The following is a 25,666-nucleotide window of genomic DNA, read 5'->3' on the forward strand; positions in this document are numbered from 1 at the left end:
AGTCTTGTCTTTGGCAATACGCCAAGGCCCGCGGGCCTCAGCGCACCACCATGACCGAGACCCTGGCCCGAGAGGCGATGGTTCCACCGTTGGAAGGCCAGAAATGATCGGCGATGCCGGGGATGTGGCTGGCCATGACGACGAGGTCGGCGCCGGTCTCCTCCGCGGCCTTCACCAGCGCCGGATCGAGATCCACCGCCGGGTCGTGGGTGGTGACCGGATGCGCCTCGGCCGCCACCCCGGCGGCCAGGCCCTGCGCCTTGGCGAAGGCCGCGAGCTTCTCGCCGTACTCCTTGGGCGTATGCGCGATCGACGATGGCGTCGAGGCAGTGACGCCCACATAGACGAGTTGCGCCCCGTAGTGCGCGGCAAGATCACCGGCCACGTTGAGCGCTTTCGCGAGCCGATCCGCATGCGTCAGGTCAACCGGCACCATGATGCGATTGAACATAGGTCCCTCCGTCTTGGGCGGCCCGGCTTCCCCGGACCTGCGAGATTCCAGCCTCGGGAACCGCCACGGCCTCTGCCCGGCAGTCTCCAAGGACGTCCGACGCCTCCCGCGGGCCTTCCCGCGCCAGCATCGCAGGGCCGCGCTGCACGCCGCCCTTGGACAGCGGTGTTCCGCCGATATGGATCGACCTAGGGCACAATTGCGTGAGGTAAAGGCACCGATCCTCAGAAAGTTGAAATCCCCCTGCCCGGCCCCGGCGCCACGGCAAGCCTCGGCAGGCCACAAGGCCACTTGACCGGCGCGGAGGGAATGCTACTCAGGCGCCACGGTGGGCCTGTAGCTCAATTGGTTAGAGCAGGGCGCTCATAACGCCTTGGTTGCGGGTTCAAGTCCTGCCGGGCCTACCAGATCACCCAAAATCCTTCGTCAGGACGCCTAAGGCGACCCTTTCCTCGCATCGCCCTGACCTCGTGAAGGCCCCCGCCCAAGCGGTGCAAGCCAAGCAAGCCGTCCGGCCTCGGCGGCCGCACGACGTTAATCTTTTTCAGCACTGCACGCTCAACCGCGACCATTACGCGGACAACGCGGGTACTCGTACTGCTCTAATCAACAATCCCTGACCATCGCGGCGAATTTGACCCATTTGCGCCACAGTTCAATCACAGTTTTTCCCCGTCCCTCATCTAGTGATTGGTTAACCAAGATCGCCAAGGCCGGCTCCTGCGGCAGCTTATGGCGTCGAGCAGTTTACGTGAGTGAGAAAGGGTACCCCATGCCGGATCGTCTCGACCGTCACCCAAAGATGAACACCTCTTTTCTCGGGATCCTCGGCGTTGTTCTGATCACGGCGACCGCCGCGGCGATCTTCGGCGTGCGCTGGCAGGCGCAGGAATACCAAGTGCAGTTGCAGCGCGAGTTGGGCCTGCGCGGTGCCCAGGCACTGGCGCAGACCTTCAACAAGGCCATCAGCCGGGAATGGGACTCGCTGCGCGCCGTCGCCTCCCGCACCGCCTATGCCGAGCCTGCCGAGATGCAGGATTTTGCCAATGCGGTGGTGCGCGCCGGCGGACAGATTGCCTGGGTGGGCTTTGCCTCCCCCGACGGGGTGATCATCGCGGGCTCGCGCGGCGAACGCATGGGCGAAGACGTCTCACAGCGGAACTGGTTCCGCGCCGGTTTCAGCGGCGAGACCGTCGGCACGGCCTATACCAAGAACGAGGGCACCAACGAGGAGATCAGCCTCATCAACCTGTCGATGCCGGTGAAGGACAGCTTCGGCAACACGCAGGCTGTGGCGGTCTACAGCGTGCGCATTTCCTGGGTCGCCGACTACATGGCCGAGGCGGCGCAAGAGCTCGAACTCAGCGCGCTCATCCGCGACCGCAAGGGGCAGACGCTGGTTGACACGCGGCCCGAGGCCGGCAGTGACCTACCCGCCCGCGTCGAGGGGTTGATCCTTGCCGGCCGGCCCGATGCCGACCGCACGCGGCTGCATCGCAGCGACGCCGGGCACCTCTATGCGGTGCTGCCCAATTTCACGCTCAACTCCATGCCGGGCTTCGGCTGGACGCTGATCGTCGATGTCCGCGAAGACAGTTTCGGGGCGGCCTTCCCGCAATTCGTGAAGAACGTCAACATGATCCTCGCCGCGGTCGGGATCAGCGTGCTTGCCGCAACGCTGGTGCTCTTCCACTACCTCACCCGGCCCTTCCAGCGTCTCATCCGCGCCGCGACGGCGCTGGCGGACGGCCAGATGGTCTACCCGCGAGAAGAACAGAGCACCCGCGAGAGCATGCTCCTGTCGGCGGTGCTGGCGCGCCTGCAGACGCAGATTCAGTCGCTGCGCGCCAAGCCCTAGGCCCGGCGCACAACAAGGCTTGGGATCAGGCGCAGCGTTCGGTCGCTGCGCCTTTTTCCTGTCCGAGCACCTCGGCGGCGATCTCGAAGCTGCGCAGGCGCGCGGCAGGATCGTGGATCATGCCGGTGAGGATCAGCTCGTCCGGCTGGTAGCGCGCGATCAGCGCCTCGAGCTCCTCGCCGACCTTGTCACGATCACCCGCGGCCGAGACGCTCAACGCCGAGTTCGCCGCCGCAAGGAAGCGCGGGTCGGTCTGCGCCGAGATGTCGCCCACCGGCCGCGGCAGCCGCCCCGGGCGCCCGGTGCGCAGGTTGATGAAGGCCTGCTGCTGCGAGCTCTTCAGCCGGATCGCCTCTTCGGTGGTCTGCGCCGCCCAGACGTTGGCGGCCAGCATGAAGCGCGGCTCTCGGGTGATGCCGGGCTGGAAACGCGTCCGGTAGACCTCGATGGCCTGTTCGAGCGCATCGGGGGCAAAATGCGAGGCGAAGGCATAGGGCAGCCCGAGATGCGTGGCGAGCTGCGCGCCGTAGAGCGAGGAGCCCAGCATCCAGACCGGCACATGGGTGCCCTCGCCCGGCACGGCGATCACCGACTGGGTCTCGTCGGCTTCCTGGAAATAGCCCAAGAGCTCGATCACGTCCTCGGGGAAGCGGTCCGCGGCGGTGCTCATGTTGCGGCGGAGCGCCATGGCGGTCACCTGATCCGAGCCCGGCGCACGGCCAAGGCCCAAATCGATCCGCCCCGGGAAGAGCGTTTCGAGCGTCCCGAACTGCTCAGCGATCACCAGCGGCGCGTGGTTGGGCAGCATGATGCCGCCCGCGCCGACGCGGATGGTCTTGGTCGCCGCAGCCACCTGCCCGATCACCACCGCCGTCGCCGCCGAGGCGATGCCGCGCATGTTGTGGTGCTCGGCGAGCCAGTAGCGCTGATAGCCCCAGTCTTCGGCGTGGCGCGCAAGGGTGATCGTATTGGCCAGTGCCTGCGCCGGGGTGCTGCCCTCGGGCACCGGCGAGAGATCGAGAAGGCTGAAGGGAATGCGGGTCATGCGGCACCTCTAGGTCGTGTTGGTGCCAGATATAGGAGCCGCCTCCCCGCAGGGTCACCCTGCGCAGACGCACAAAGGAGCGCCTCCCCTGTGCGTCTGCACAAAGACGACGCTCTGCGCCCGCGCAAGTTTGGTCAGCGCGCGGCCATGCGGATCGCCCCGTCGAGACGGATCACCTCGCCGTTCAGCATCGGGTTCTCGACGATATGCTGCACCAGCGCCGCGTATTCCGACGGGCTGCCGAGCCGCGCCGGGAAGGGCACCTGCTGGCCGAGGCTGTCCTGCACCTCCTGCGGCAACCCCTGCATCATCGGCGTCAGGAATAGCCCCGGCGCGATGGCGCAGACACGGATTCCCAGCGCGGCCAGATCGCGCGCCATCGGCAGGGTCATCCCCACCACGCCGCCCTTCGAGGCCGCATAGGCCACCTGCCCCACCTGCCCCTCATAGGCCGCGACCGAGGCCGTGTTGACGATCACGCCGCGATTGCCATCGGTATCCAGAGGCGCGTTCTTGGCCATCAGCGCCGCCGCCTGCGACGCGAGGTTGAACGTTCCGGTGAGGTTGATGGCGATGGCCTTGGCGAAGAGCGCCGGGTCATGCGGCTCCCCGCGCGACACGGTCTTGGCGCCCGGCGCGATGCCCGCGCAGCTCACCGCCACGTGCAGCGCGCCCTCGGCCTCCATCACCCCGGCCAGCGCGGCGGCTATGCTTTCGGGGTTGGTCACATCGGCCTCGATGAACCGCCCGCCGATCTCCTGCGCCGTGACCGGGCCGCGCTCGGCGTCCCTGTCGAGCAGCGTGACCTTAGCGCCAAGGCCTGCCAGCCGCGCCGCCGTCGCAGCCCCGAGGCCCGAGGCACCGCCCGATACCACGGCCACGGTTGTTGCACCGATCTGCATAAAACTCCTCCCGATTTATCCTCGGGGCGGAGTTGAACCGCAGCGACCACACCGCGTCCAGCGCAGCGGCACGGAACGTTGCGTCAGGGCAGTCTCAGACCGGAGGCCTGCGCTCCGCCGCGTCGAGCACCGGCGTGCCGAGCGCACCGTAGAGGATCATCACAACCGCCCGGCTCGGCGCCTCGCGCAGCGCCTCGCCCAGATCCGCCACAGTCGAGGAGACCATCCGCTGACCCTCCTTGCTGACGTTCTCGGCCATCAGCGCCGGCGTCTCCGGCGGCATGCCGGCGGCGATCAGGCGCTCGGCCAGCTTCGAGAAGGTACGCCGCCCCATGTAGAGGCAGGTCACCGCCTCGGGATCGGCGAGCGCTGCCATGTTCATCTCTTCGGGCAATGCGCCGGTCACGTCATGGCCGGTGACAAACTGCAACCGGCGCGCTGTGAGCCTGCGAGTCAGCGGCATCGCGGCCGCCGCAGCCGCGGCCGAAGCCGAGGTCACACCCGGCACCACCTCGAAGGGCAGCCCCGCCTCGGTCACCGCGGCGATCTCTTCCTCGAGCCGCCCGAAAATGCCCGCATCTCCGGATTTCAGCCGCACCACGTGCTGGCCCGCCAGCGCGTGCTGCACCAGAAGCGCGCTGACGAATTCCTGTTTCGGCGAAGGGCAGCCTGCGCGCTTGCCGACGGCCACCATCTCGGTGCCCTCGGCGCAAAGATCGAGGATCGGTCCCGAGGCAAGGTCGTCGTAGAGCACCGCATCCGCCTTCTGAAGGCACTTCAGCGCCCGCACGGTCAGCAGGTCGGGATCCCCGGGACCCGAGGAGACGAAACTGACAAAACCGGGCATGGGGCCTCCGTATGCGGCGTAAGCGGTGCGCCCCGTGCTACGCCGCCGGAGGAAGCGGTGCAAGACGTCCCTGTTGCGCCGGCAGCCGGCCCCCGCCAAAGGAAAACGCCCCACACCTTTCGGCACGGGGCGTCGAAATTTCAAGCTGTGTCAGGAGATCACAGGCGCGAGGCCACGTTTTCCCAGTTCACCAGGTTGTCGAGGAAGTTCGCCAGGTACGCCGGGCGCTTGTTGCGGAAGTCGATGTAGTAGGAGTGCTCCCACACGTCGCAGCCCAGAAGCGCGGTCTGGCCGAAGCAGAGCGGGTTCACGCCGTTCTCGGTCTTGGTGATCTTGAGACCACCGTCGGTGTCCTTGACGAGCCAGGCCCAGCCCGAACCGAACTGGCCGGCGCCTGCTGCCGAAAACTCTTCCTTGAACTTGTCGAAGGTGCCGAAGGACTCGGTGATCGCCTTCTCGAGCTCGCCCGGCATGGCGTTCTCGCCCGGGCCCATCATTTCCCAGAACTGGCTGTGGTTCCAGTGCTGCGAGGCGTTGTTGAAGATGCCGCTCTGGGCAACCGCGCCGGCCTCATAGGTGCCTTTGACGATCTCTTCCAGCGACTTGTCGGCCCATTCGGTGCCCTCGACCAGCTTGTTCAGCGTGGTGACATAGGCGTTGTGGTGCAGGTCGTGGTGATACTCCAGCGTTTCCTTGGACATGCCCTTGGACGCGAGCGCATCGTGAGCATAGGGAAGATCGGGAAGTTCGAAGGACATATGCGTTTCCTTTCGCCTGTCGGTGAGATTGCCAGTATTCCTAGACCTGCCATCGGCGAGGTCAAGCGAAGTATGGTGTACCATTGCACTCAGGGCTGTGCGGACAGCTCTTCGAGCGGCTGCGCCTCGCATCGGCCATCTGCCTGAAACACCGAATCAAATCCCGCCGGGATGGCGGTGACCGTGGCCCTGCCGCTCGCCTTGTCGATGCTGGCGCGATAAAGCATCTTTCGAGTCTGCTGCGCGTTCACGCCGACGGGGTAACTCCAGGTAAAGCTGATCCGATCGGCGGTCTCGGAGGCGCGCTTGCCAAGCACCGGCAACCCGGCGTTGTGAAAGAGCGCGATGGGATCCGAGATCACCACGCGCCCCGTTTCGGGATCATGGGCGATGAACAGGATCGGCGGCACCCAGCGCTGGCTGTAGGGCACGTCGAGTTGGCACAGGTAGCCCACGGACTGCTTGGAGACCAGTTGGCCCGCTATGGGTTCCTCGACCGCCAGCAAGAGCCGCTCCGGCACCGAGTCCGCCGCCACCGACGCCGCCGGAAGCGCAAGGCCCAGGCAGAGGGCAACGGACCGCGCAAATACTCTCATCCGTTCGCCCCTTCCTGAAACGTCGCCGTGGCCGACGCTACGGGTGCCGGGCTCCGGGTGCAATGCGGGGCGGCTCAGAAATATTCGAATTCAGGCGCATTTCGCGCCGCGCCGCTCAGCAGCCGGAAGGCGTAGTCTGCCACGGACCGGAAGCAGAAGACCTCAGCCTGCTCGGCCGAGAGCACGTGGATCGCAGCCGCGACCTGGGCGATGCGGGTGCGGCGGAGGCTTCCGACGGGCAATGCCGAGGGCGAGACGTCGGCGGGCGTCAGTCGCGCCAGCGCCTCGCGCATCTGCGGACCCTCGATCCGAAGCCGCACCCGCATGTCCGACACGTCCTGCACCAGTGCGAACACGGTCTGCCGGTCGAGCTCGGCCTGAAGCTGCGGCGCGGCGCTGCGCGCGTCGCCATAGGGCATGAGCAGCAAAAGCTCGTCCGGCGACATCCACAGCAGCCCGCGGGTGTCGCTGCCGCTGGATTGCCAGACGCCCGGAATCCGGCAGCCCGCCAGCGCCTCGACCGGCGCGGTGAAGGCGGGATCGGAAAGGTCGCCACGCAGGGCGATCATCCCCGTCGGCCCCTCTTCGCGCACTGTCAGCGCACCTTGGGAGACCGCGCCCATCAACGGGCTCATCGGCTCAAGACTGGATTCAGGCATCGTTTCTTGCCCCCTCGGGATCGTAGAAGACCGGATCGACGATCGTGGCCTTCAAGGTCGTCTTCGCCTCGTCGGCCGCGTCGTAGTCGTCGGTGGTGAAGGTGAGCTCCTCGCCCATCCGCTGCGGCCCGTCGAGCACCAGCGCCATGGCGATGCCCCGACCCAGAGTGGGCGAGAAGTAGGAGGAGGTCACCCGCCCCTGCGTGTTGCGCTGACCGTTGGCGTTCTTGCCCGGCGCGAGAGCGAGCGCGCCGGTTGGCAGCACGCCGCCGTCGGGCGTCTCGAGGCCGACCAGCTTCCAGCGCTTCGGATCGGCCATGTGCACCCGCTCCTGCGCGCGCTTGCCGAGGAAGTCGTCCTTCTTCTTCGAAAGCGCCCAGCCGAGGTTCAGATCCTGCGGGATCACCGTGCCATCGGTCTCGTCGCCGATCATGATGAAGCCCTTCTCGGCCCGCATCACGTGAAGCGCCTCGGTGCCATAGGGAGTCACATCCCATTCCGCGCCCAGTTCGAGCAGCCTTCCCCAGAAGGCGCGGCCCAGATGGGCGGGCACCGCGACCTCGTAGCTCAGCTCTCCCGAGAAGGAGATGCGGTAGACCCGCGCCGGAAACCCGCCGAGCGTGCCTTCGGCGAAGGTCATGAAGGGCAGCGCTTCTTTCGAGACGTCCATCCCGCCGAGCTTTTCCAGAAGCCGGCGCGCCTCGGGGCCGACCACCGCGACCTGCGCGTATTGCTCGGTCACGTTAGCGGTGTAAACTCGCCAGTCAAACCATTCACATTGCAGCCAATCTTCCATGTGAGCATGAATCCGGTCGGCCCCGCCCGTGGTGGTGTGGCAGAGCCATGTGTCCTCGGCGAGCCGCACGACGACGCCGTCGTCCATCAGGAAGCCGTTTTCACTGCACATCAGCCCGTAGCGGCACTTCCCGATCGGCAAGGTGCTCATCATGTTGGTGTAGAGCATGTCGAGGAACCTGCCTGCGTCCGGCCCTTTCACCACGATCTTGCCCAGCGTCGAGGCGTCGAGCAGGCCAAGGCTCTGGCGGGTGGCGAGGATCTCGCGGTTCACCGCCATCTCGGTGGTCTCGCCGGGACGGCGATAGCAATAGGGTCTGCGCCAGTGACCCACGGGCTCCCATTGGGCACCATTGGCGTCGTGCCAGGCATCCATCGGTGTGCGGCGCAGGGGCTGGAACAGCTCGCCCCGCGCCTCGCCGGTGATCGCGCCAAAAGAGATCGGCGTGTAGGGCGGCCTGAAGGTGGTGGTGCCGACCTGTGGAATCGCCTCACCCAATGTCTCAGAAAGCACCGCAAGACCATTGATATTGCTGAGCTTACCCTGATCCGTTGCCATACCCAGAGTGGTGTAGCGCTTGGCGTGTTCGACGCTTTCGTAGCCCTCGCGGGCGGCAAGCTGGAGGTCCGAAACCTTCACATCATTCTGGTAATCCAGAAAGGCCTTCATCCGCAGGTCGGGCGTCGCCTTTGCGGGCACGATCCAGAGCGGCATGAGCGCTGCCTCCGGTTCAGACTCTCCGACCGGTGCCCCTATTTGGCCAACCTCACACCCAACCTTAAGAGCGACGTTTTTCCCTGCCTTTACGGCATCTTCAAGCACGTTCCTCAGAGGAAACTCGCCATTGGTCGAGCCCGCCACGACGACCATGGGCGAGCCATCGGCGCCGGTGGGCGCGCGCTCGGGATCGGGACGGAAGAAAGCCCCCGGCTCGTCCCAGCGAAGCTTGCCGCCGCAATGGGACCAAAGATGCACCACCGGCGACCAGCCGCCCGACATGGCCACCGCGTCGCAGGGGATGTCCTCGAGCACGTTGCCCATCCCGTCCGCAAGGCAGCTGTGCACCGTTCGCACCCGCTTGCCGCCGCTGACCTTGGCGATGGCACGCCCGGGATCGACGCGGATGCCGATCTCGCGCACCCGCTCCATCAGCTTGCCGCCGCCCATGGGCCGTGCATCGAGCACGCGAACCACCTCGACACCCGCCTCGTGGAGCACCAGGGCCGTGCGGTAGCCATCGTCGTTGTTGGTCAGCAGAACGACCCGCTGGCCGGGCGTCACGCCGTAGTTGACCACGTAATCGCGCATCGCCGAGGCCAGCATCACCCCCGGCACGTCGTTGCCGGCAAAGCTGAGCGGACGCTCGATGGCACCGGTGGCGGCGACGATCTGCTTTGCCCGGATCCGCCAGAGCCGGTGACGCGGCCCGATGGTGCCCGGCGCGTGGTCGGTCAGCCGCTCGTAGCCAAGCACGTAACCGTGGTCCTGCACCGCCGCGCCCATGCAGCGCACAACGCGGCGCAGGTTCGGCAGCGCGTCGAGTTCCGCCAATGTCTGCGCGATCCAGGCTTCGGGCGTCATGCCGTCGATCGTGCCGCCATCCACGGGCGCCCGCCCGCCCCAATGCGCGGACTGCTCGATCAGCAGAACCTGCGCACCGCTCTCGGCCGCCACTTTCGCCGCCAGCAGCCCGGCCACCCCGCCGCCGACCACCAGCACATCGACATGGGCATGGAAATGCTCGTAGCTGTCGGAATCGCGGCTCTCCGGGTGCGGTGCCTTGCCAAGCCCCGCCGCACGGCGAATGAACGGCTCGTAGAGGTGCTTCCAGAAGGCGCGCGGCCAAAGGAAGGTCTTGTAGTAGAAGCCCGCCGGCAGAAAACGCGACAAGGCCGCGTTCACCGCGCCCACGTCCTGCTCGAGGCTCGGCCAGCGGTTCTGGCTTTCAGCGGTGAGCCCGTCGAAGAGCTCGGTGGTGGTCGCGCGCTGGTTCGGCTCGAAGCGCGGTCCCCCGCCGAGCCCGACCAGCGCGTTCGGCTCCTCCGCGCCCGAGGCGATCACCCCGCGCGGGCGGTGGTACTTGAAGCTGCGCCCCACCAGAAGGTGGTCATTGGCGATCAGCGCCGAGGCGAGCGTGTCGCCGGGATGGCCGCTCATCGCAACGCCGTCGAAGGTGAAACGGATCTTGCGGGAGCGGTCGAGAAAACGGCCGCCCTTGGCCAGACGGGTGCTCATCTGCTGGACCTCGTGCGGGTGTGCCCGGTGTCACATCCCTTTGAGAGGGAGGGCGCGGGCGTATTTTGAAAGAGAAGAAGGCTCATGCGGGCAGCTGCCAGCCGGGGTGGCGAGCCCGAATCCGGGCGAGCACCTCCTCGGGCGGCTCGGGGAGCCGCGCAGCATAGGTGCCGTAGACCTCCATGGTTACGCTGTCGCGCGCCGCGAGGAACCACTTGCCGCAGCCATAGGCGTGGCGCCAGCGTTCCAGCACCGGCCCCTTCGCCGCGTGGCGAGCGAACAGGTAGCCCTCCAGTTCCGCATCGCTGCTGCCCGGGCCGAAACGCTTCAGATGCGCTTCGCCGCCCGGGGCAAGCTCGATCTCCGCAGCCTCGAGGCCGCAACAGGGACAGGTGAGGATCAGCATGCGGCCTCTCCATTTCGATTTCGACAGGGTGTGGTCGCGACACCTTGTGCCGCGAGAGCTGGGCACGCAAAAGGCCCGGCCGCGAAAACGGGGCCGGGCCTTCCAAGGGTGTGCGGCGTCACGCCCCGAGGGGCGCGGCGCGGATCAGTTGCCGCCGGTCTGTTCGGCAGCGCCATCCGTGGCCGGAGCAGCCTCGGGAGCAGCCTCGGGCGCGGCTTCCGGAGCGGTCTCGACGGGGGCAGCCTGCTCTGCCGGGGCAGTCTCGACGGGAGCTGCGGTGCCGGAAGACGCGGTACCGTCCTCGATCGTGACGTTGACGTCATCGGCGGGTGCGGTCGTGGTCGCGGCGTCATCGCCCCCGAACATGGCCCAGGCGAGCACAGCCAGCACGACAACGACGATGCCGAGGATGAAGGCCATCCCGGCGCCTGCGCCGCTCTTGGTCGTGGTCGTCGTGGTCGTTGTGGTGTGGTCGTGCACCGGGCGCGGCTCGGGGCGGGGTGTGCGGGTATTGCGCGTATCTGTGGTGTAATCGGACATGGCTCTTCTCCAGTGCATTTCGTGACTGGAAGTGGAACGTCCATGCCGCGTGGCCCGTTCCCGCGCCCCCGGGGCATGCTCAGTTTTCCGCCTATCGATGAGGCAGAGCCCCCTGCGGCCCGCCTCAATTCCCGGCGTGGCGCCGCTTTACACGTGGAATTCACCGCCCGGTGGTCGCCTATCCCTGTTTGGAGCCGGAACGGCCCTATCCTTGCGAAACGGCGGAGATCCCCCGGCGCCGCGTCGCGGGCGGCTCCCGCAGGCAACAAGACGACCCCCGAGCAAGAGGAGGCCCCATGAGCAGACTTCTGACAACGACCCTGACCAGCAATCGCGGACGGCGATACCCGGTGGAGCTGTTCACCCGCGACACCGAGCTGGCGGAGGAAGGCGCGGTCTACATGCTGTTGCGGCTGCCCGAGGGGCGCGCCGTGCAGGCGCAGATCCTCTATGTCGGCGAGACCTGCGCGCTCGGCGCGCGGCTCGCGCGGGACAAGCTTCCGGGCGGGCCCTGGGCGCGGGCCGACGAGCTGGGCTTCGATGCCATCGGCGCGGTGGCGCTGTCGCGGCCCGAGGATCGACAGGCCGTGGCGCAGGAGTTCATCCAGAGCTGGCGCCCGCCCTGCAACGACGGGCACGGCGCACAGGGCGGACACGCCGGCCTCATGGAACTCGCCGGCCCGCTGCCGGTCACCTTGCCGCGCAGCACGCCCGGGCACTGAGCCCGGCGCGGCAGCGGCCCTCGCGCGGGCGCTCAATGCGCCACCCCGGCCGCGACGCTCTCGTCGATGAACCGCCCCTCGCGGAAGCGCTCGAGGCCGAACTCGGAGGTCAGTGGTGAATATCCCTTGGCCATCAACTCGGCGAAGCCCCAGCCCGAGCCGGGGATCGCCTTGAACCCACCGGTGCCCCAGCCGCAGTTGAGATAGCAGTTCTCGAGCGGCGTCTTCGACAGGATCGGCGAGCGGTCGCCGGTCACATCGACAATGCCGCCCCATTGCCGCAGCATCTTGAGGCGGCTGATCATCGGGAAGGTCTCGGTCAGCGCCCGCACGGTCTCCTCGATGTGCTGGAAGGAGCCGCGCTGGGTGTAGTTGACGAAGCCGTCTGTGCCGCCGCCGATCACCATCTCGCCCTTGTCGGACTGGCTCATGTAGCCATGCACGGTGTTGGCCATGACCACCACGTCCATGCAGGGCTTGATCGGCTCGCTGACCAGAGCCTGCAGTGCCACCGACTCGATGGGCAGTCGAAAGCCGGCCTTCTCGGCCATGACACCCGAGTGCCCCGCCACCACGATACCGAGCTTGTCGCAGTCTATCTCGCCCTTGGTCGTGGTCACCCCCTGCACCTTGCCGCCCTCGGAGCGCACCGCGGTGACCTCGCAGTTCTGCACGATGTCCATGCCCATGTCCGAGCAGGCCCGGGCGTAGCCCCAGGCCACGGCGTCGTGCCTTGCGGTGCCGCCGCGCGCCTGCCACAGCGCGCCCAGCACCGGGTAGCGCGGCCCGTCGACGTTCATGATCGGGCAGAGCCGCTTGACCTCGCGCGGGCCGATCATCTCGGTCTCGATCCCCTGCAGCCGGTTCGCGTGCACCGTGCGCTGATAGCCGCGCAGCTCGTGCTCGGTCTGCGCCAGCATCATCACGCCGCGCGGGCTGAACATGACGTTGTAGTTGAGCTCCTGGCTCAGCCCCTCGTAGAGCGCGCGCGCCTTCTCGTAGATCGCTGCCGAGGGATCCTGCAGGTAGTTCGAGCGGATGATCGTGGTGTTGCGCCCGGTGTTGCCGCCGCCGAGCCAGCCCTTCTCGAGGATGGCCACATCGGTGATGCCGAAATTCTTGCCGAGGTAGTAGGCGGTGGCGAGCCCGTGGCCACCCGCCCCGACGATCACCACCTGGTAGCGCCGCTTGGGGTCCGGCTTGCGCCAGGCGCGACCCCAGCCGGTGTGGTATCGCATGGCCTCGCGGGCAATGGCAAAAACCGAATAGCGTTTCATGATCGTCGAATCCGCCCCTGTTGTCCCTTCGGGTTCCCCGATACCTGCACGAGCCGAGGCCATCTGCAACCACCCGGGCGCCAACACCCTGCCCGATCGGCAGGAAACGGACGCGCCCCGGCGCATCCGTTTCCCCCAGCCCAGGAGTCACAGCCCCGAGAGCGGCCCAAATGCCGCGGCCCTTGCCTCTTTTTTCCCGCGCGCCGCCCGGCTACACAATGGCAAGAACGGGAGAGTTTTAATGACCACATTCTGGATCGTGACCGCGCTGGCGGTTCTGGCTGTCTCGGCACCGTTGCTGCTGGCGCTGCTGCGCGGCCAGGCCGAGATCGCCGGGGCCGAGGCGTTCGACCTCAAGGTCTACCGCGACCAGCTCTCCGAGATCGACCGCGACCGCGCCCGCGGCACCATCGGCGAGGCCGAGGCCGAGCGGCTGCGCACCGAGGTCTCGCGCCGCATCCTGGCCGCCGACAGCCGCGCGCATCAGCCCGCCCCTGGCGGCCGTGGCACCGGGATCGCCCGCTCCGGCCCGCGCCGCATCGCCGCCGGTCTCGTGCTGCTCGCGCTGCTCGGCGGCAGCTACGCGCTCTACCTGCAGCTCGGCGCGCCGGGCTACGGCGATCTGTCGCTCGGCACCCGCATCGAGGCCGCCGAGAAGCTGCGCGCCAGCCGTCCCTCCCAGGCCGAGGCCGAGGCCTCCGCAGCCAGCCCGCCGCCCGAGGACGCCCCCGAGGAATACACCCAGCTTGTCACCCGCCTGCGCGAGGCCGTCGCCGCGCGGCCGGACGATCTGCAGGGTCAGGCGCTGCTCGCCCGCTCCGAGGCGGCGCTTGGCAATTACCCGGCGGCCCATGCGGCGCAGCGCAGGGTGATCGAGCTGCGCGGCGAAGAGGCCAGCGCCTCCGACTACGCCGATTTGGCCGACATGCTCGTGCTGGCCGCCGGCGGTTACGTTTCGCCCGAGGCCGAGACCGTGCTCGACGAGGTGATGCAGCGCGATCCGCACAACGGCGTCGCGCGCTACTACGGCGGTCTGATGATGGCCCAGACCGGGCGCCCGGACAGCGCCTTCCGCATCTGGGACACGCTGCTGCGGGACAGCCCGCCCGACGCACCCTGGGTGCCCGCAATTGCCGCACAGATCCCCGAGCTGGCGCTCCGCACCGGGATCAATGACTACGCTTTGCCCGATGTCGCCAGCGCGGCGCTCCGGGGAGAGACCCCGCCCGCCCTGCCCGGCCCCAGCGCCGGGGACGTGCAGGCCGCCTCCGAAATGTCCGAAGCCGACCGCCAGGCGATGATCGAGGGTATGGTCGACTCGCTCTCCGAGCGCCTCGCCAGCCAGGGCGGAAGCCCCGAGGAATGGGCCCGGCTGCTGACCGCGCTTGGCGTGCTCGGCCAGACCGACCGCGCCGCGGCGATCTGGACCGAGGCCCAGCAGGTCTTTGCCACCCGCCCCGAGGCCCTCGACACCGTCCGCGCCGGCGCCGCCCGCGCCGGTCTTGCCACCGAGTGACGCGCCCGGCGCGCGCGCCCTTTCTTCCAGGGGGTAATGTCCCGGGGCGCTCCCTTCCCTCGGACCCACGCCTGAGGTAGGGACAGCGCAGCACCCCAGAGGACCTCGCCGATGATCCACGAAGACATCTCCGACTTCGCCGCCGCCCTGCCGCCGATGCAGGCCATCGCAGGGCTCGACCTCGGCACCAAGACCATCGGCGTGGCGCTCTCGGACCGGCTGCTCTCGGTGGCGACGCCGACCGAGACGATCAAGCGCAAGAAGTTCACCCTCGATGCCGAGGCGCTGCTGAAGATCGTCACGAGTCGCGAGATCGGCGGGATCATCCTCGGGCTGCCGCGCAACATGGACGGCTCCGAGGGGCCGCGCGCGCAATCCACCCGCGCCTTCGCGCGCAACCTGTCGAACCTCTGGGACGGGCCGATCGGCTTCTGGGACGAGCGGCTTTCCACAGTCGCTGCCGAGCGCGCGCTGCTCGAGGCCGACACGTCGCGCAAGAAACGCGCCGAGCTGATCGACCACGTGGCCGCGAGCTTCATCCTTCAGGGCGCGCTCGACCGGCTTCGGCACCTGCGGACCGGCTGATGGGCGGGCCTGTCGAAACGCCCTGCGTGAACATCTGCGTGGTGCACCGCGAGAGCGGGCTCTGCACCGGCTGCCTGCGCACGCTGGACGAGATCGCCGGCTGGGCGGGCTACACCCCGGAAGAACGCCGCGCCATCATGCAGGAGTTGCCCGAGCGAAAGGCGCTGCTCCGCCAGCGCCGCGGCGGCCGGGTGGGTCGGCTCAAACGCGAAAGCTGAGGCGGCTCAGGCCGCCTCGCGCATCCGCCCCAGCGCCTCGTCCAGCACCTCTGTGCCGGCACCCTCGCGCGAGGCTTTCTCCGACAGCACCTGCCGCCATTTCCGCGCCCCTGGGCGACCTGCGAAAAGCCCGAGCATGTGCCGCGTGACCTGATGCAGCCGCCCGCCGTCGGCAATGTGACGCTCGATGTAGGGCACCATCGCGGCGACAGCCGCGTCGGGCGAGACGGTCTCGCGCGCGCTGCCGTAGATCCGCGCGTCCGCCTCCGCCAGCACGTCCCAGGGGGTATGGTAGGCCGAGCGGCCGATCATCACCCCGTCGAGCCCACGCGCCAGATGCGCCTCGGCCTCCTCGAGGCTCTGCACGCCGCCGTTGATCGACAGGTGCAACTGAGGGAAGGCCGCCTTCATCGCGTGCACGAGCTCGTAGTCGAGCGGCGGGATATCGCGGTTCTCCTTGGGGCTCAGCCCCTGCAGCCAGGCCTTGCGGGCGTGGATGGTCACCCTCTCGCAACCTGCCGCGGCGATCTTCTCAAGAAAGTCCGGCAGAACCTCGCGCGGCTCCTGCTCGTCGACACCGATGCGGCATTTCACCGTCACCTCGACGTCGACGGCGGCGCGCATCGCGGCGACGCAGTCGGCCACCAGTTCGGGGTGCTTCATCAGCACCGCTCCGAAGGTGCCCGATTGCACCCGGTCCGAGGGGCAGCCGCAATTGAGGTTGATCTCGTCATACCCCGCCTCGGCCCCCAGCTTTGCCGCCTGCGCCAGCTCGACCGGATCCGAGCCCCCGAGCTGAAGCGCCACTGGATGCTCCGAAGGGTCGAACTTGAGCAGGTGCAGCGCGCCGCCACGCACCAGCGCCGGCGAGGTGACCATCTCTGTATAGAGCAGCGTTTGGCCCGACAGAATGCGGTGCAGGTAGCGGCAGTGCCGATCAGTCCAGTCCATCATCGGGGCCACGCTCAGGCGGGCAGCCGCGTGAAGGGTCGATTTCTCAGGGGTCGTCACGTCGGGCCTCCGGCAGCCTTGGGCTCATGCAATCATACCGCCAGAACGCTCCGGCGTCGCAAGCGGCGCTCCTACATCCTGGCGCAGAAAAATGGAACCCCAAAGGCCGCCGCCGGGTCAGCCGAGGTTTGACAGGTCGAGCGCGTCGCTGTCCTTCAGCGTCTTCAGCACGAAGTCCGAGCGCACCTGCGCGATGTCAGGGCGCAGCAGCAGCCGCTCGTGCAGGAAGTTCGAGAAGCTCTCGAGATCGCTTGCCCGCACGTGCAGCACGTAGTCGGCGTCACCCGAGACCGAAAAGGCCGCCTGGATCTCGGGTTGGCGTTCGATCCAGGCCGAGAAGTCCATGTCGGCGGTCTTGGCATGCGTGCGCAAGTTCACCCGCACCACGACGCGGATTCCGAGCCCGAGCTTTCCGGCGTTGAGCCGGGCACGGTACCCCTCGATCACCCCGGCGGACTCGAGCGCGGCGCGACGGCGCGAGCATTGCGAGGCCGAGAGATGCACACGCTCGGAGAGCTGCGCATTGGTGAGCGCCCCGTCCTTTTGCAGCGCGTCGAGGATCAGGCGGTCGTAGCGGTCGAGCGGCATGGTAGGTTACCTCGCGCAGGTTTCGACTTAATGATGCACGTTTCACGCATGTAGCACCACTTCATGCGCATCATAACGCATATCTTCGTCTTGCACTGCATGCAATTGCACACCTCTTGCAGCACCTTCGCGCTATCATGCGCCCATGACAAACGGGAGTGAGAAGATGTTCGACGCCGGCCCCACCCATGTGCATCAGGCCATCGCGCAAGCGGTACATGACCATGGGATCGACACGATGTTCGGCCTGATGGGCGACGCCAACCTCTTCATCGCCGATCATTTCGCGCGTGGCTGCGGCGGGCGTTTCGTGCCTGCGGCGCATGAGGGAAGCTCGGTGCTGATGGCGCTGGCCTACGCGCATGTCGCCGGCAAGGTGGGCGTCGCCACGGTCACTCATGGCCCTGCCCTGACCAATTGCGTGACCGCGCTGACCGAGGGTGCGCGTGGCCAGATCCCGATGGTGCTGCTGGCGGGCGACACGCCGGTCGCCAACCCGCGCCACCTGCAGGGCATCGACCAACGCGCCGTCGTGCTCTCGACCGGCGCCGGCTTCGAGCAGATGCGCTCGCCCGAGCTGGCGGTGCGCGATGTCGCGCGCGCTTTCTACCGCGCCAAGGTCGAGCGTCGTCCCATCGTGCTCAACATGCCCGCCGAGTTCATGTGGCAGGAAGCCCCCTATGAGCCCTACGTGCTCAGCGTTTTCGAGACCCGCAGCTTCGTGCCCGAAGGCGAGGCGCTTGACGAGGCGATCGGCATGATCGCCAGCGCGCGGCGGCCGATGATCCTCGCCGGAGCCGGGGCGTATGACGCCCGCGAACAGATCATCCGCCTCGCCGACCGGCTCGAGGCGCCGCTTGCCACCACGCTCAAGGCCAAGGGGCTGTTCCGCGGCCACCCGCATGACATCGACATCTTCGGCACGCTGAGCACCCCTGCTGCCTATGACGTCATCGGCAAGTCCGACTGCATCATCAGCTTCGGCGCGTCGCTGCACGAGTTCACCACCGACCGCGGCAAGCTGCTGGCGGGCAAGCGGCTGGTGCAGATCGACTGCGACCGCAGCGCCATCGGCCGAACCCTGCACCCCGACGCCGCGCTGATCGCCGACGCGGGGCTCACCGCCGACAATTTCGTGCATTGGCTCGACGAGGCCGAGATACCCGGCAGCCGCTTTACCGCCGAGCTGAACGGCGAGGAGTTGCGCCGCCATCCGCCCGCGCGCGTCAACAAGACCCCCGAGGCCAGCGTCAACTACGTGGCGGCGCTCGAGCGGCTGGAAGAGGCCCTGCCCAAGGACCGCATTCTCGTCACCGACGGCGGTCGCTTCATGACCGAGGTCTGGTGCCGCATCTCGGCCCCCGATCCGCGCAGCTTCGTGGTCACCGCCAACTTCGGCTCCATCGGGCTCGGCCTGCAGGAGGCAATCGGCGCCGCTGTGGCGGCGCCCGACCGGCCGGTGGTGCTCTTCTCCGGCGACGGGGGGTTCATGATGGGCGGTCTTGGCGAGTTCAACACCGCGGTGCGGCTCAAGCAGGACATGGTGGTGATCCTGTGCAACGACAGCGCCTATGGCGCCGAACACATCCAGTTCATCGACCGCAAGATGGACCCGGGCCTCACACAGTTCGACTGGCCCTGCTTTGCCGAGGTGGCAACCTCGCTCGGCGGCAAGGGCATCCTCGTGCGCTCGGACGACGAGCTGCAGGCCGCCATCGACGCCATCGAGACCCGCGATCGCCCTCTTCTGATCGAGCTGCGCCTCGATCCGAACGACGTCCCGCGCATGCGCATCTGATCCGAACCGGTCAGGCAGCGTCGCAGTCCGGCGGGACGCTGCCCCCACTGTTGCCGGGCGCAACTTCCTCACGCCCGGCCACTGCATGAGCCGCGCGGCTGCTGCGCAAGCAGCCACCGGACCTGCCGTGGCAACACCCTGCCCCCACAGCAAAACGATTCAACTCTGCCGTATTTTCAGGCAGCACCTGCTGCAACGCAGAAACACCCCGGCGCGGAATTCTGCGGCAAGTCTGTTTCGAAACCCACGATGTCGCATCCAGCCCTCAGAATCGTCGCGGGCACGATATTCCTTGCCGTAGATCGCCCGATCCGGCCCGACTTTCGCGACGCGATTTCAGCGCGCAGACGGGCCGGCTCGGCGGGACGCACCACCGTGGAGGAAAGGCCGGACGCCGGCCGCTTCTCCGCATGAGACCCGCACGGGCCCTGCGCCCGGCCTACGGAGTTCGGCCATGACTGCTGACGCCACGACCCTCGACCTGCTGAGCCGCCGCAAGCCCGGCCACGCCCTCGAACAGGCCTTCTACACCGATCCCGGCATCTACGCGCAGGATCTCGAGCAGATCTGGTACCGCGAATGGCTCTTCGCCACGCCCGTGGTGGCGCTGCCGAAGACCGGCAGCTACGTGACACAGAAGGTCGGCCCCTATCGCGTGGTGATCGTGCGCGGGCCGGACGGCTCGGTGCGCGCCTTCCACAACACCTGCCGCCATCGCGGCTCGGTGATCTGCAAGGCCGCCTCGGGTCAGGTCGCCAAGCTGGTCTGCCCGTATCACCAGTGGACCTACGAGCTTGACGGCCGCCTGCTCTGGGCGCGCGACATGGGCAGCGATTTCGACGCCTCGGCGCATGGTCTGAAACCGGTGCATTGCCGCGAGGTCGCCGGCCTCGTGTACATCTGCCTTGCCGACGAGGCGCCCGATTTCGACACCTTCGCCAAGATGGCCGAGCCCTACCTCGCCGTGCACGACCTCAGCGAGGCCAAGGTGGCGCATCAGTCCACCATCATCGAGAACGGCAACTGGAAGCTCGTCTGGGAGAACAACCGCGAGTGCTACCACTGCGCCGGCAACCACCCGTCGCTCTGCCGCACCTATCCCGAGGATCCCACGATCACCGGAGTCTCCGCCGACGGCACCTTCCCGCCCAAGGTCGAGGCGCATTTCAACCGGCTCGAGGCTGCAGGCGCCCCGTCGCGCTTCCGGTTGTCCGAGGACGGCCAGTATCGCCTCGCGCGGATGCCGCTGCTCGATGGCGCCGAGAGCTACACGATGAACGGCAAGATCGCGGTGCAGAAGCGCCTTGGCCGGGTCCCCTTCCTCGATGCCGGTACGCTGCTCAAGTATCACTACCCGACCACCTGGAACCACTTCCTGTCGGATCATTCGATCACTTTCCGCGTGACCCCGATCAGCCCGACCGAGACCGAGGTGCAGACCACCTGGCTCGTGCACAAGGACGCGGTCGAGGGCGTGGATTACGATCTGGAAAACCTCATCACCGTCTGGGAACACACCAACGACGAGGACCGCACCGTGGTCGAGGACAACCAGCAGGGCATCAACTCGCCCGCCTATGAGCCCGGCCCCTATTCGGCCAGCCACGAGGACGGGGTGAACCAGTTTGTCGACTGGTATTGCACCACGCTCGGCAAGCGTCTCGCCCCCACACGAATGGCCGCAGAATAATGGCGGCGGACAGCTCCCTGCTTTCTGCCGCCGTGCGCTACTGGAACGATGCCGAGATGCTCGAATGCGTCTCGGTCATCCCCGAGGCGCCGAACGTCTGCACCTTCTGCTTCGTGGCCCCTTCGGGCGCGCTGTTTTCCTACCTGCCCGGCCAGTTCGTCACGCTCGAACTGCCGGTGCCGGGCGGGCCGCTCTACCGGACCTACACGATCTCCTCCTCGCCGTCGCGGCCGCTGTCGATCACCGTGACGGTAAAGGCGCAGCCCAATTCCATCGGCACGCGCTGGATGCTCGACAACCTGCGCCCCGGGATGCGGATCAAGGCGCTCGGACCGGCGGGGCATTTCACCTCGCACCATCACCCGGCGGCGAAGTTCCTGTTCATCTCGGCGGGCTCGGGCATCACTCCGATGATGTCGATGGTCACCTATATGTACGACCTCGGGCGTATTCCCGACGTGGTCTTCGTGAACTGCGCCAAGCGCCCCTCTGACATCGTGTTCCGCGAGCGGCTCGAGCATATCGCCAGCCGCATTGACGGCATCGAGCTGCGCTGGGTGGTGGAGGAAGGCGACCGCTTCCAGCCCTGGACCGGCTACAAGGGGATGTTCAACCAGCTCATGCTGGGCCTGACCGCGCCCGACTACCTCGAGCGCGAGGTCTTCTGCTGCGGTCCCGAGCCCTTCATGCAGGCGGTGCGCGACGCGCTGGCCGGCCTCGGGTTCGACATGGACCACTACCACCAGGAGAGCTTCCAGCCCTCGCTGGAGGAGGAAGACCGCGATGCGACCGAGGGCGACGTCGTGCCCGAGGACGCGAAGGCCGAGGTCAGCTTCGCGACCTCCGGTGTCGTCCAGACCTGCAAGGAAACCGACACCATCCTCGCCACCGCGCGTGCGGCCGGGCTCAACATTCCCTCGGGGTGCACCTTCGGCGTCTGCGGGACCTGCAAGATCAAGAAGACCTCGGGCCAGGTGCACATGGTGCACAACGGCGGCATCACCGAGGACGACATCGCCGACGGCTACGTGCTGGCCTGCTGTTCGCACCCCATCGGCAAGGTCGAAGTCGAGGCCTGACGGGCTGCTTCGGACGCAAATTGCAAGGCCGCCGCGAGAGATCGCGGCGGCCTTTCGCGTCACTGTCGGGGGGATGAACCGTGCCGCCTCAAGGCGAGGCCGCCGGGTGAGCGCCTGCCCGCCCGGCGCACGCCCGGCCTTTACTCGGCGGCCACGACAGCCACACCGCCCGGCACGTAGTTGAGGATCGGCGCAAGCCAGCGCTCGGCCTCCGCCACCGGCATGCCCTTGCGCGCCGCGTAATCCTCGACCTGATCGCGCTCGACCTTGGCGACGCCGAAGTAGTAGCTCTCCGGGTGTCCGATATAGAGCCCCGACACCGACGAGCCCGGCCACATGGCGTAGCTCTCGGTCAGTTCGACGCCGGTGGCATTGGTCGCGTCCAGCAGATCGAACAGCGTGGTCTTCTCGGTGTGGTCGGGCTGCGCGGGATAGCCCGGCGCGGGGCGGATACCGGCGTATTTCTCGGCGATCAGCTCCTCGGGGGTGCAGGCCTCGTCTGGCGCGTAGCCCCAGAGCTCGCGGCGCACCATCTCGTGCATGCGCTCGGCAAACGCCTCGGCGAACCGGTCGGCCAGTGCCTTCACGAGGATCGACGAATAGTCGTCGTTCTCGGCCTCGAACTCCTTGGCGATGCGCTCTTCCTCGATGCCCGCCGTCACCACGAAGCCGCCGAGATAGTCCGGCGTGCCCTCGGGCGCCACGAAATCCGACATCGCCACGTTGGGCCGGTCACCGCGCTTGGCGGTCTGCTGGCGCAGGGTGAAGAAGGTCGCAAGCTCTTCGGCGCGGCTCTCGTCCTTGTAGAGGCGGATGTCATCGCCCACGGCGTTTGCGGGCCAGAAGCCGACCACGGCGCGCGGGTTGAACCATTTCTCTTCGATGATCTTCTTCAGCATCGCCTGCGCGTCGGCAAACAGCGCCCGCGCCGCCTCGCCCTGCTTCTCGTCGTCGAGGATCTTCGGGTAGACGCCCTTCATCTCCCAGGTCTGGAAGAACGGCGTCCAGTCGATGTAGCGCGCCAGCTCGGCAAGGTCCCAGTCGTCGAACGCCTTGGTGCCGAGGAAGCTCGGCGCGTGCTGCGGCGTGAACTCGAGCTTCAGCGCATTGGCGCGGGCGGCCTCCAGCGGCAGGCGCTTCTTGGCCAGCTCGGCGCGCGCGTGCTTCTCGGCGACATCGGCGTATTCGCTCTGCACGTTGGCGACATAGGCGGGCTTTTGCACCGGCGAGAGCAGCGACGAGACCACGCCCACCGCGCGCGAGGCGTCGTTGACGTGCACCGCCTGACCGGCACCGTAGCGCGGGTGGATCTTCACCGCCGTATGCACCCGGCTGGTGGTCGCGCCGCCGATCAGCAGCGGGATGTCGAAGCCCTGCCGCTCCATTTCCGAGGCCACATGCACCATCTCGTCGAGCGACGGGGTGATGAGTCCCGAAAGACCGATCACGTCGACGTTCCGCTCGCGTGCCGTGGCGAGGATCTTCTCGGCCGGGACCATGACGCCAAGGTCGATGATCTCGTAGTTGTTGCAGGCCAGCACGACGCCGACGATGTTCTTGCCGATGTCGTGCACGTCGCCCTTCACCGTGGCCATCAACACCTTGCCGGCGCTCTCGCGGCCATCGCCGCCGCTCAGGCGCTTTTCCTCTTCCATGTAGGGCAGCAGCACGGCCACAGCCTGCTTCATCACGCGGGCCGATTTCACCACCTGCGGCAGGAACATCTTGCCCGCGCCAAAGAGATCGCCGACCACGTTCATCCCGGCCATGAGCGGCCCCTCGATGACGTGCAGCGGGCGCTCGGCGGCCTGCCGGGCTTCCTCGGTGTCGGCGTCGATGAACTCGGTGATGCCGTTGACCAGCGCGTGCTCGAGGCGTTTTTCGACCGGCAGCTCGCGCCAGCTCATGTCCTTTTCACGGCCCTTGGCGCCGCCCTGCCCGCGGTATTCCTCGGCCAGCTCCAGCATGTTCTCGGTCGCCGTGCCGCCGTTGGCGGGCGTGCGGTTCAGCACCACATCCTCGCAGGCCTCGCGCAGCCTGGCGTCGATCTGGTCGTAGACCGCCAGCTGGCCGGCGTTGACGATGCCCATGTCCATACCGTTCTGGATGGCATGATAGAGGAACACCGCATGCATCGCCTCGCGCACCGGCTCGTTGCCCCGGAACGAGAACGACAGGTTCGATACGCCGCCAGAGATATGGACGTGTGGGCAGGTCTCGGTGATGCGGCGGGTGGCCTCGATGAAATCGACGCCGTAGTTGTCATGCTCCTCGATGCCGGTGGCGACGGCAAAGACGTTGGGATCGAAGATGATGTCCTCGGGCGGGAAGCCCACTTCTTCGGTGAGGATCTTGTAGGCGCGCTGGCAGATCTCGACCTTGCGGTCCTCGGTGTCGGCTTGGCCGGTCTCGTCAAAGGCCATGACCACCACGGCCGCCCCATAGGCGCGGCAGAGACGCGCCTGATGCAGGAAGCTCTCCTCGCCTTCCTTCAGCGAGATCGAGTTGACGATGGACTTGCCCTGCACGCACTGCAGGCCCGCCTCGATCACCTCCCATTTGGAGCTGTCGATCATGATCGGCACGCGGGCGATGTCGGGCTCGGCGGCGATGAGGTTGAGGAACTCGATCATCGCCTGTTTGGAGTCGATGAGCCCCTCGTCCATGTTGATGTCGATCACCTGCGCGCCGTTCTCGACTTGGTTCAGCGCAACCTCGAGCGCGGTGGCGTAATCGCCATTGGTGATGAGCTTGCGGAACTTGGCCGAGCCGGTGACATTGGTCCGCTCGCCGACGTTGACGAAGGGGATCGTGTCGGTGAGCGTGAAGGGCTCCAGCCCCGAAAGGCGCATCTGCGGGATATGCTCGGGGATCGCGCGCGGCTTGTAGTCCGCCACGGCCTTCGCGATGGCGCGAATGTGCTCGAAGGTCGAGCCGCAGCAGCCGCCGACGATGTTCACCAGCCCGTCGCGGGCAAAGCCGGCGACCTGCTCGGCCATCTGCTCGGGCGTCTCGTCATATTCGCCCATCTCGTTGGGCAGGCCGGCGTTGGGATAGGCGCAGATCAGCGTGTCGGCGACCGACGAGAGCTCTGCAAGGTGCGGGCGCATGGCATTGGCCCCGAGCGCGCAGTTCAGACCGATGGTCAGCGGCTCGGCATGGCGCACCGAGTGCCAGAAGGCGGTCGGCGTCTGGCCCGACAGTGTCCGGCCCGAAAGGTCGGTGATCGTGCCCGAGATCATCACCGGCAGCCGCTCGCCGCGCTCCGCGAAGACCTCCTCGCAGGCGAAGATCGCGGCCTTGGCGTTCAGCGTGTCGAAGATCGTCTCGATCAGCAGGATGTCGACGCCGCCGTCGATGAGCGCCCGCGCCTGCTGGGCATAGGCCTCGCGCAGCTGATCGAAGGTCACCGCGCGGTAGCCGGGGTTGTTCACGTCGGGGCTGATCGAGGCGGTACGGTTGGTCGGTCCGAGCGCGCCGGCGACGAAGCGCGCGCGGCCGTCCTCGGCCTCGGCCCGGTCCATGGCCTTGCGCGCCAGCCGCGCGCCCTCGAAGTTCAGGTCATAGACCGCCGCCTGCATGTCGTAATCGGCCTGCGCGATGGTGGTCGACGAGAAGGTGTTGGTCTCGGCGATATCGGCGCCCGCCATGGCGTATTGAAAGTGGATCTCCTCGATCGCGCCGGGGCGCGTCAGGTTCAGCAGGTCGTTGTTGCCCTGCTGCGGCTTGTCGCTCGAATGCGGCAGGTGGCAGGTGCAGGCCCCGCCGCCGCAGCCCTGGAAATCCCCCTCCGAGAGGCCGAGCTTCTGGATCTGCGTGCCCATGGCCCCGTCGAGGATCAGGATGCGCTCGCGCGCGGCGGCCTCGAGACGGTCGAAGACCGCAGAGCGGGTCGGAAGGGAAGCAGACATGACGGACTCCGGGCGTGGGGCAAGCATTGGTTGCGCCGTCTCTAGCGATCCGGGCCTCTGAGGGCCATCTCATAATAATCATCGTTATCATGAAACCGGCTCAAGAAGTGGCACATCGCCGACCGGGGGGTGTGCCTCTGCAACGCAAAGGGGCGGACCCAACGGCCCGCCCCTTCCT

22 protein-coding genes and 1 tRNA gene are annotated in these 25,666 nt (G+C 67.4%); 9 read left to right on the forward strand and 14 right to left on the reverse strand.

All coding sequences use genetic code 11. The features are described from left to right. Positions 1-37: 37 nt before the first annotated feature. Positions 38-451 (reverse strand): universal stress protein, encoded by a 414-nt coding sequence (locus G0D83_RS19955; protein ID WP_164196501.1) that lies wholly within the window; start codon positions 449-451, stop codon positions 38-40. Between the two features lie 330 nt (positions 452-781). Between G0D83_RS19955 and G0D83_RS19960 the strand changes: the two genes are divergently transcribed. After that, a tRNA-Ile gene (locus G0D83_RS19960) sits at positions 782-858 on the forward strand. Between the two features lie 365 nt (positions 859-1,223). After that, positions 1,224-2,309 (forward strand): cache domain-containing protein, encoded by a 1,086-nt coding sequence (locus G0D83_RS19965; RefSeq protein WP_108965351.1) that lies wholly within the window; start codon positions 1,224-1,226, stop codon positions 2,307-2,309. Between the two features lie 25 nt (positions 2,310-2,334). Here G0D83_RS19965 and G0D83_RS19970 read toward each other — a convergent pair whose 3' ends face one another. The 9 genes from G0D83_RS19970 to G0D83_RS20010 all read right to left on the reverse strand — a co-directional run bounded on the left by G0D83_RS19970 (position 2,335) and on the right by G0D83_RS20010 (position 11,093). Then, positions 2,335-3,354, reverse strand: coding sequence for an LLM class flavin-dependent oxidoreductase (locus G0D83_RS19970; protein WP_164196502.1), 1,020 nt, complete (start codon positions 3,352-3,354; stop codon positions 2,335-2,337). 134 nt (positions 3,355-3,488) lie between these two features. Next, positions 3,489-4,256: an SDR family NAD(P)-dependent oxidoreductase gene (locus G0D83_RS19975; RefSeq protein ID WP_108965346.1), complete on the reverse strand. Its 768-nt coding sequence runs from the start codon at positions 4,254-4,256 to the stop codon at positions 3,489-3,491. 94 nt (positions 4,257-4,350) lie between these two features. After that, entirely contained in the window at positions 4,351-5,103 is a 753-nt protein-coding gene (gene cobA / locus G0D83_RS19980; RefSeq protein ID WP_164196503.1) for a uroporphyrinogen-III C-methyltransferase, read from the reverse strand. 158 nt (positions 5,104-5,261) lie between these two features. After that, complete coding sequence (locus G0D83_RS19985) at positions 5,262-5,861, reverse strand: superoxide dismutase (protein ID WP_108965342.1); 600 nt, start codon at positions 5,859-5,861, stop codon at positions 5,262-5,264. Between the two features lie 89 nt (positions 5,862-5,950). Then, positions 5,951-6,457, reverse strand: a complete 507-nt coding sequence (locus G0D83_RS19990) for a hypothetical protein (protein WP_164196504.1) — start codon at positions 6,455-6,457, stop codon at positions 5,951-5,953. 74 nt (positions 6,458-6,531) lie between these two features. Continuing rightward, entirely contained in the window at positions 6,532-7,116 is a 585-nt protein-coding gene (locus G0D83_RS19995) for a sarcosine oxidase subunit gamma (protein ID WP_164196505.1), read from the reverse strand. Further along, the gene (locus G0D83_RS20000; RefSeq protein WP_164196506.1) at positions 7,109-10,147 is read right to left on the reverse strand and encodes a sarcosine oxidase subunit alpha family protein; all 3,039 of its coding nucleotides are present in this window, start codon (positions 10,145-10,147) and stop codon (positions 7,109-7,111) included. The genes G0D83_RS19995 and G0D83_RS20000 overlap by 8 nt, the downstream gene beginning before the upstream one ends. A gap of 82 nt (positions 10,148-10,229) precedes the next feature. After that, positions 10,230-10,553, reverse strand: coding sequence for a sarcosine oxidase subunit delta (locus G0D83_RS20005; RefSeq protein WP_164196507.1), 324 nt, complete (start codon positions 10,551-10,553; stop codon positions 10,230-10,232). Between the two features lie 144 nt (positions 10,554-10,697). Beyond that, positions 10,698-11,093: a hypothetical protein gene (locus tag G0D83_RS20010; protein ID WP_108965332.1), complete on the reverse strand. Its 396-nt coding sequence runs from the start codon at positions 11,091-11,093 to the stop codon at positions 10,698-10,700. Between the two features lie 296 nt (positions 11,094-11,389). Between G0D83_RS20010 and G0D83_RS20015 the strand changes: the two genes are divergently transcribed. Then, on the forward strand, positions 11,390-11,815 hold the full coding sequence (locus G0D83_RS20015) for a hypothetical protein (RefSeq protein WP_164196508.1): 426 nt from the start codon (positions 11,390-11,392) through the stop codon (positions 11,813-11,815). A 32-nt stretch (positions 11,816-11,847) separates the two neighbouring features. Here G0D83_RS20015 and G0D83_RS20020 read toward each other — a convergent pair whose 3' ends face one another. Continuing rightward, positions 11,848-13,092, reverse strand: a complete 1,245-nt coding sequence (locus tag G0D83_RS20020; protein WP_108965328.1) for a sarcosine oxidase subunit beta family protein — start codon at positions 13,090-13,092, stop codon at positions 11,848-11,850. Positions 13,093-13,333: 241 nt separating this feature from the next. On the opposite strand from G0D83_RS20020, the gene ccmI reads away from it, so the two are divergent. From ccmI to G0D83_RS20035, 3 genes are all read left to right on the forward strand, one after another. Next, positions 13,334-14,608: a c-type cytochrome biogenesis protein CcmI gene (gene ccmI, locus G0D83_RS20025; protein WP_164196509.1), complete on the forward strand. Its 1,275-nt coding sequence runs from the start codon at positions 13,334-13,336 to the stop codon at positions 14,606-14,608. A gap of 111 nt (positions 14,609-14,719) precedes the next feature. Continuing rightward, positions 14,720-15,193 carry a Holliday junction resolvase RuvX gene (gene ruvX / locus G0D83_RS20030; protein ID WP_164196510.1) on the forward strand — a complete coding sequence of 158 codons (474 nt, stop codon included), beginning with the start codon at positions 14,720-14,722 and terminating at the stop codon, positions 15,191-15,193. Then, complete coding sequence (locus G0D83_RS20035; protein ID WP_164196511.1) at positions 15,193-15,411, forward strand: DUF1289 domain-containing protein; 219 nt, start codon at positions 15,193-15,195, stop codon at positions 15,409-15,411. The genes ruvX and G0D83_RS20035 overlap by 1 nt, the downstream gene beginning before the upstream one ends. A 6-nt stretch (positions 15,412-15,417) precedes the next feature. Here G0D83_RS20035 and dusA read toward each other — a convergent pair whose 3' ends face one another. Both dusA and G0D83_RS20045 read right to left on the reverse strand, forming a co-directional pair. Further along, positions 15,418-16,422 carry a tRNA dihydrouridine(20/20a) synthase DusA gene (dusA, locus tag G0D83_RS20040; protein WP_370457280.1) on the reverse strand — a complete coding sequence of 335 codons (1,005 nt, stop codon included), beginning with the start codon at positions 16,420-16,422 and terminating at the stop codon, positions 15,418-15,420. 117 nt (positions 16,423-16,539) lie between these two features. Continuing rightward, a complete protein-coding gene (locus G0D83_RS20045) occupies positions 16,540-17,010 on the reverse strand; it encodes an Lrp/AsnC family transcriptional regulator (RefSeq protein ID WP_164196512.1) in 471 nt (156 codons plus the stop codon). A 166-nt stretch (positions 17,011-17,176) separates the two neighbouring features. On the opposite strand from G0D83_RS20045, the gene G0D83_RS20050 reads away from it, so the two are divergent. The 3 genes from G0D83_RS20050 to G0D83_RS20060 all read left to right on the forward strand — a co-directional run bounded on the left by G0D83_RS20050 (position 17,177) and on the right by G0D83_RS20060 (position 21,577). After that, positions 17,177-18,808 carry a thiamine pyrophosphate-binding protein gene (locus G0D83_RS20050; protein WP_164196513.1) on the forward strand — a complete coding sequence of 544 codons (1,632 nt, stop codon included), beginning with the start codon at positions 17,177-17,179 and terminating at the stop codon, positions 18,806-18,808. Between the two features lie 454 nt (positions 18,809-19,262). Continuing rightward, positions 19,263-20,498, forward strand: a complete 1,236-nt coding sequence (locus tag G0D83_RS20055) for an aromatic ring-hydroxylating dioxygenase subunit alpha (RefSeq protein WP_164196514.1) — start codon at positions 19,263-19,265, stop codon at positions 20,496-20,498. Continuing rightward, positions 20,498-21,577 carry a 2Fe-2S iron-sulfur cluster-binding protein gene (locus G0D83_RS20060; RefSeq protein WP_164196515.1) on the forward strand — a complete coding sequence of 360 codons (1,080 nt, stop codon included), beginning with the start codon at positions 20,498-20,500 and terminating at the stop codon, positions 21,575-21,577. Before G0D83_RS20055 ends, G0D83_RS20060 begins: the two co-directional genes overlap by 1 nt. Before the next feature lie 140 nt (positions 21,578-21,717). Here the strand turns inward: G0D83_RS20060 and metH are convergent, their stop codons facing one another. Further along, positions 21,718-25,488, reverse strand: a complete 3,771-nt coding sequence (gene metH, locus G0D83_RS20065; RefSeq protein WP_164196516.1) for a methionine synthase — start codon at positions 25,486-25,488, stop codon at positions 21,718-21,720. Positions 25,489-25,666 lie beyond the last annotated feature (178 nt).

Origin of the sequence: Salipiger sp. PrR003 (genome assembly GCF_010500785.1) — a bacterium.
Lineage (GTDB): Bacteria > Pseudomonadota > Alphaproteobacteria > Rhodobacterales > Rhodobacteraceae > Salipiger > Salipiger pacificus_A.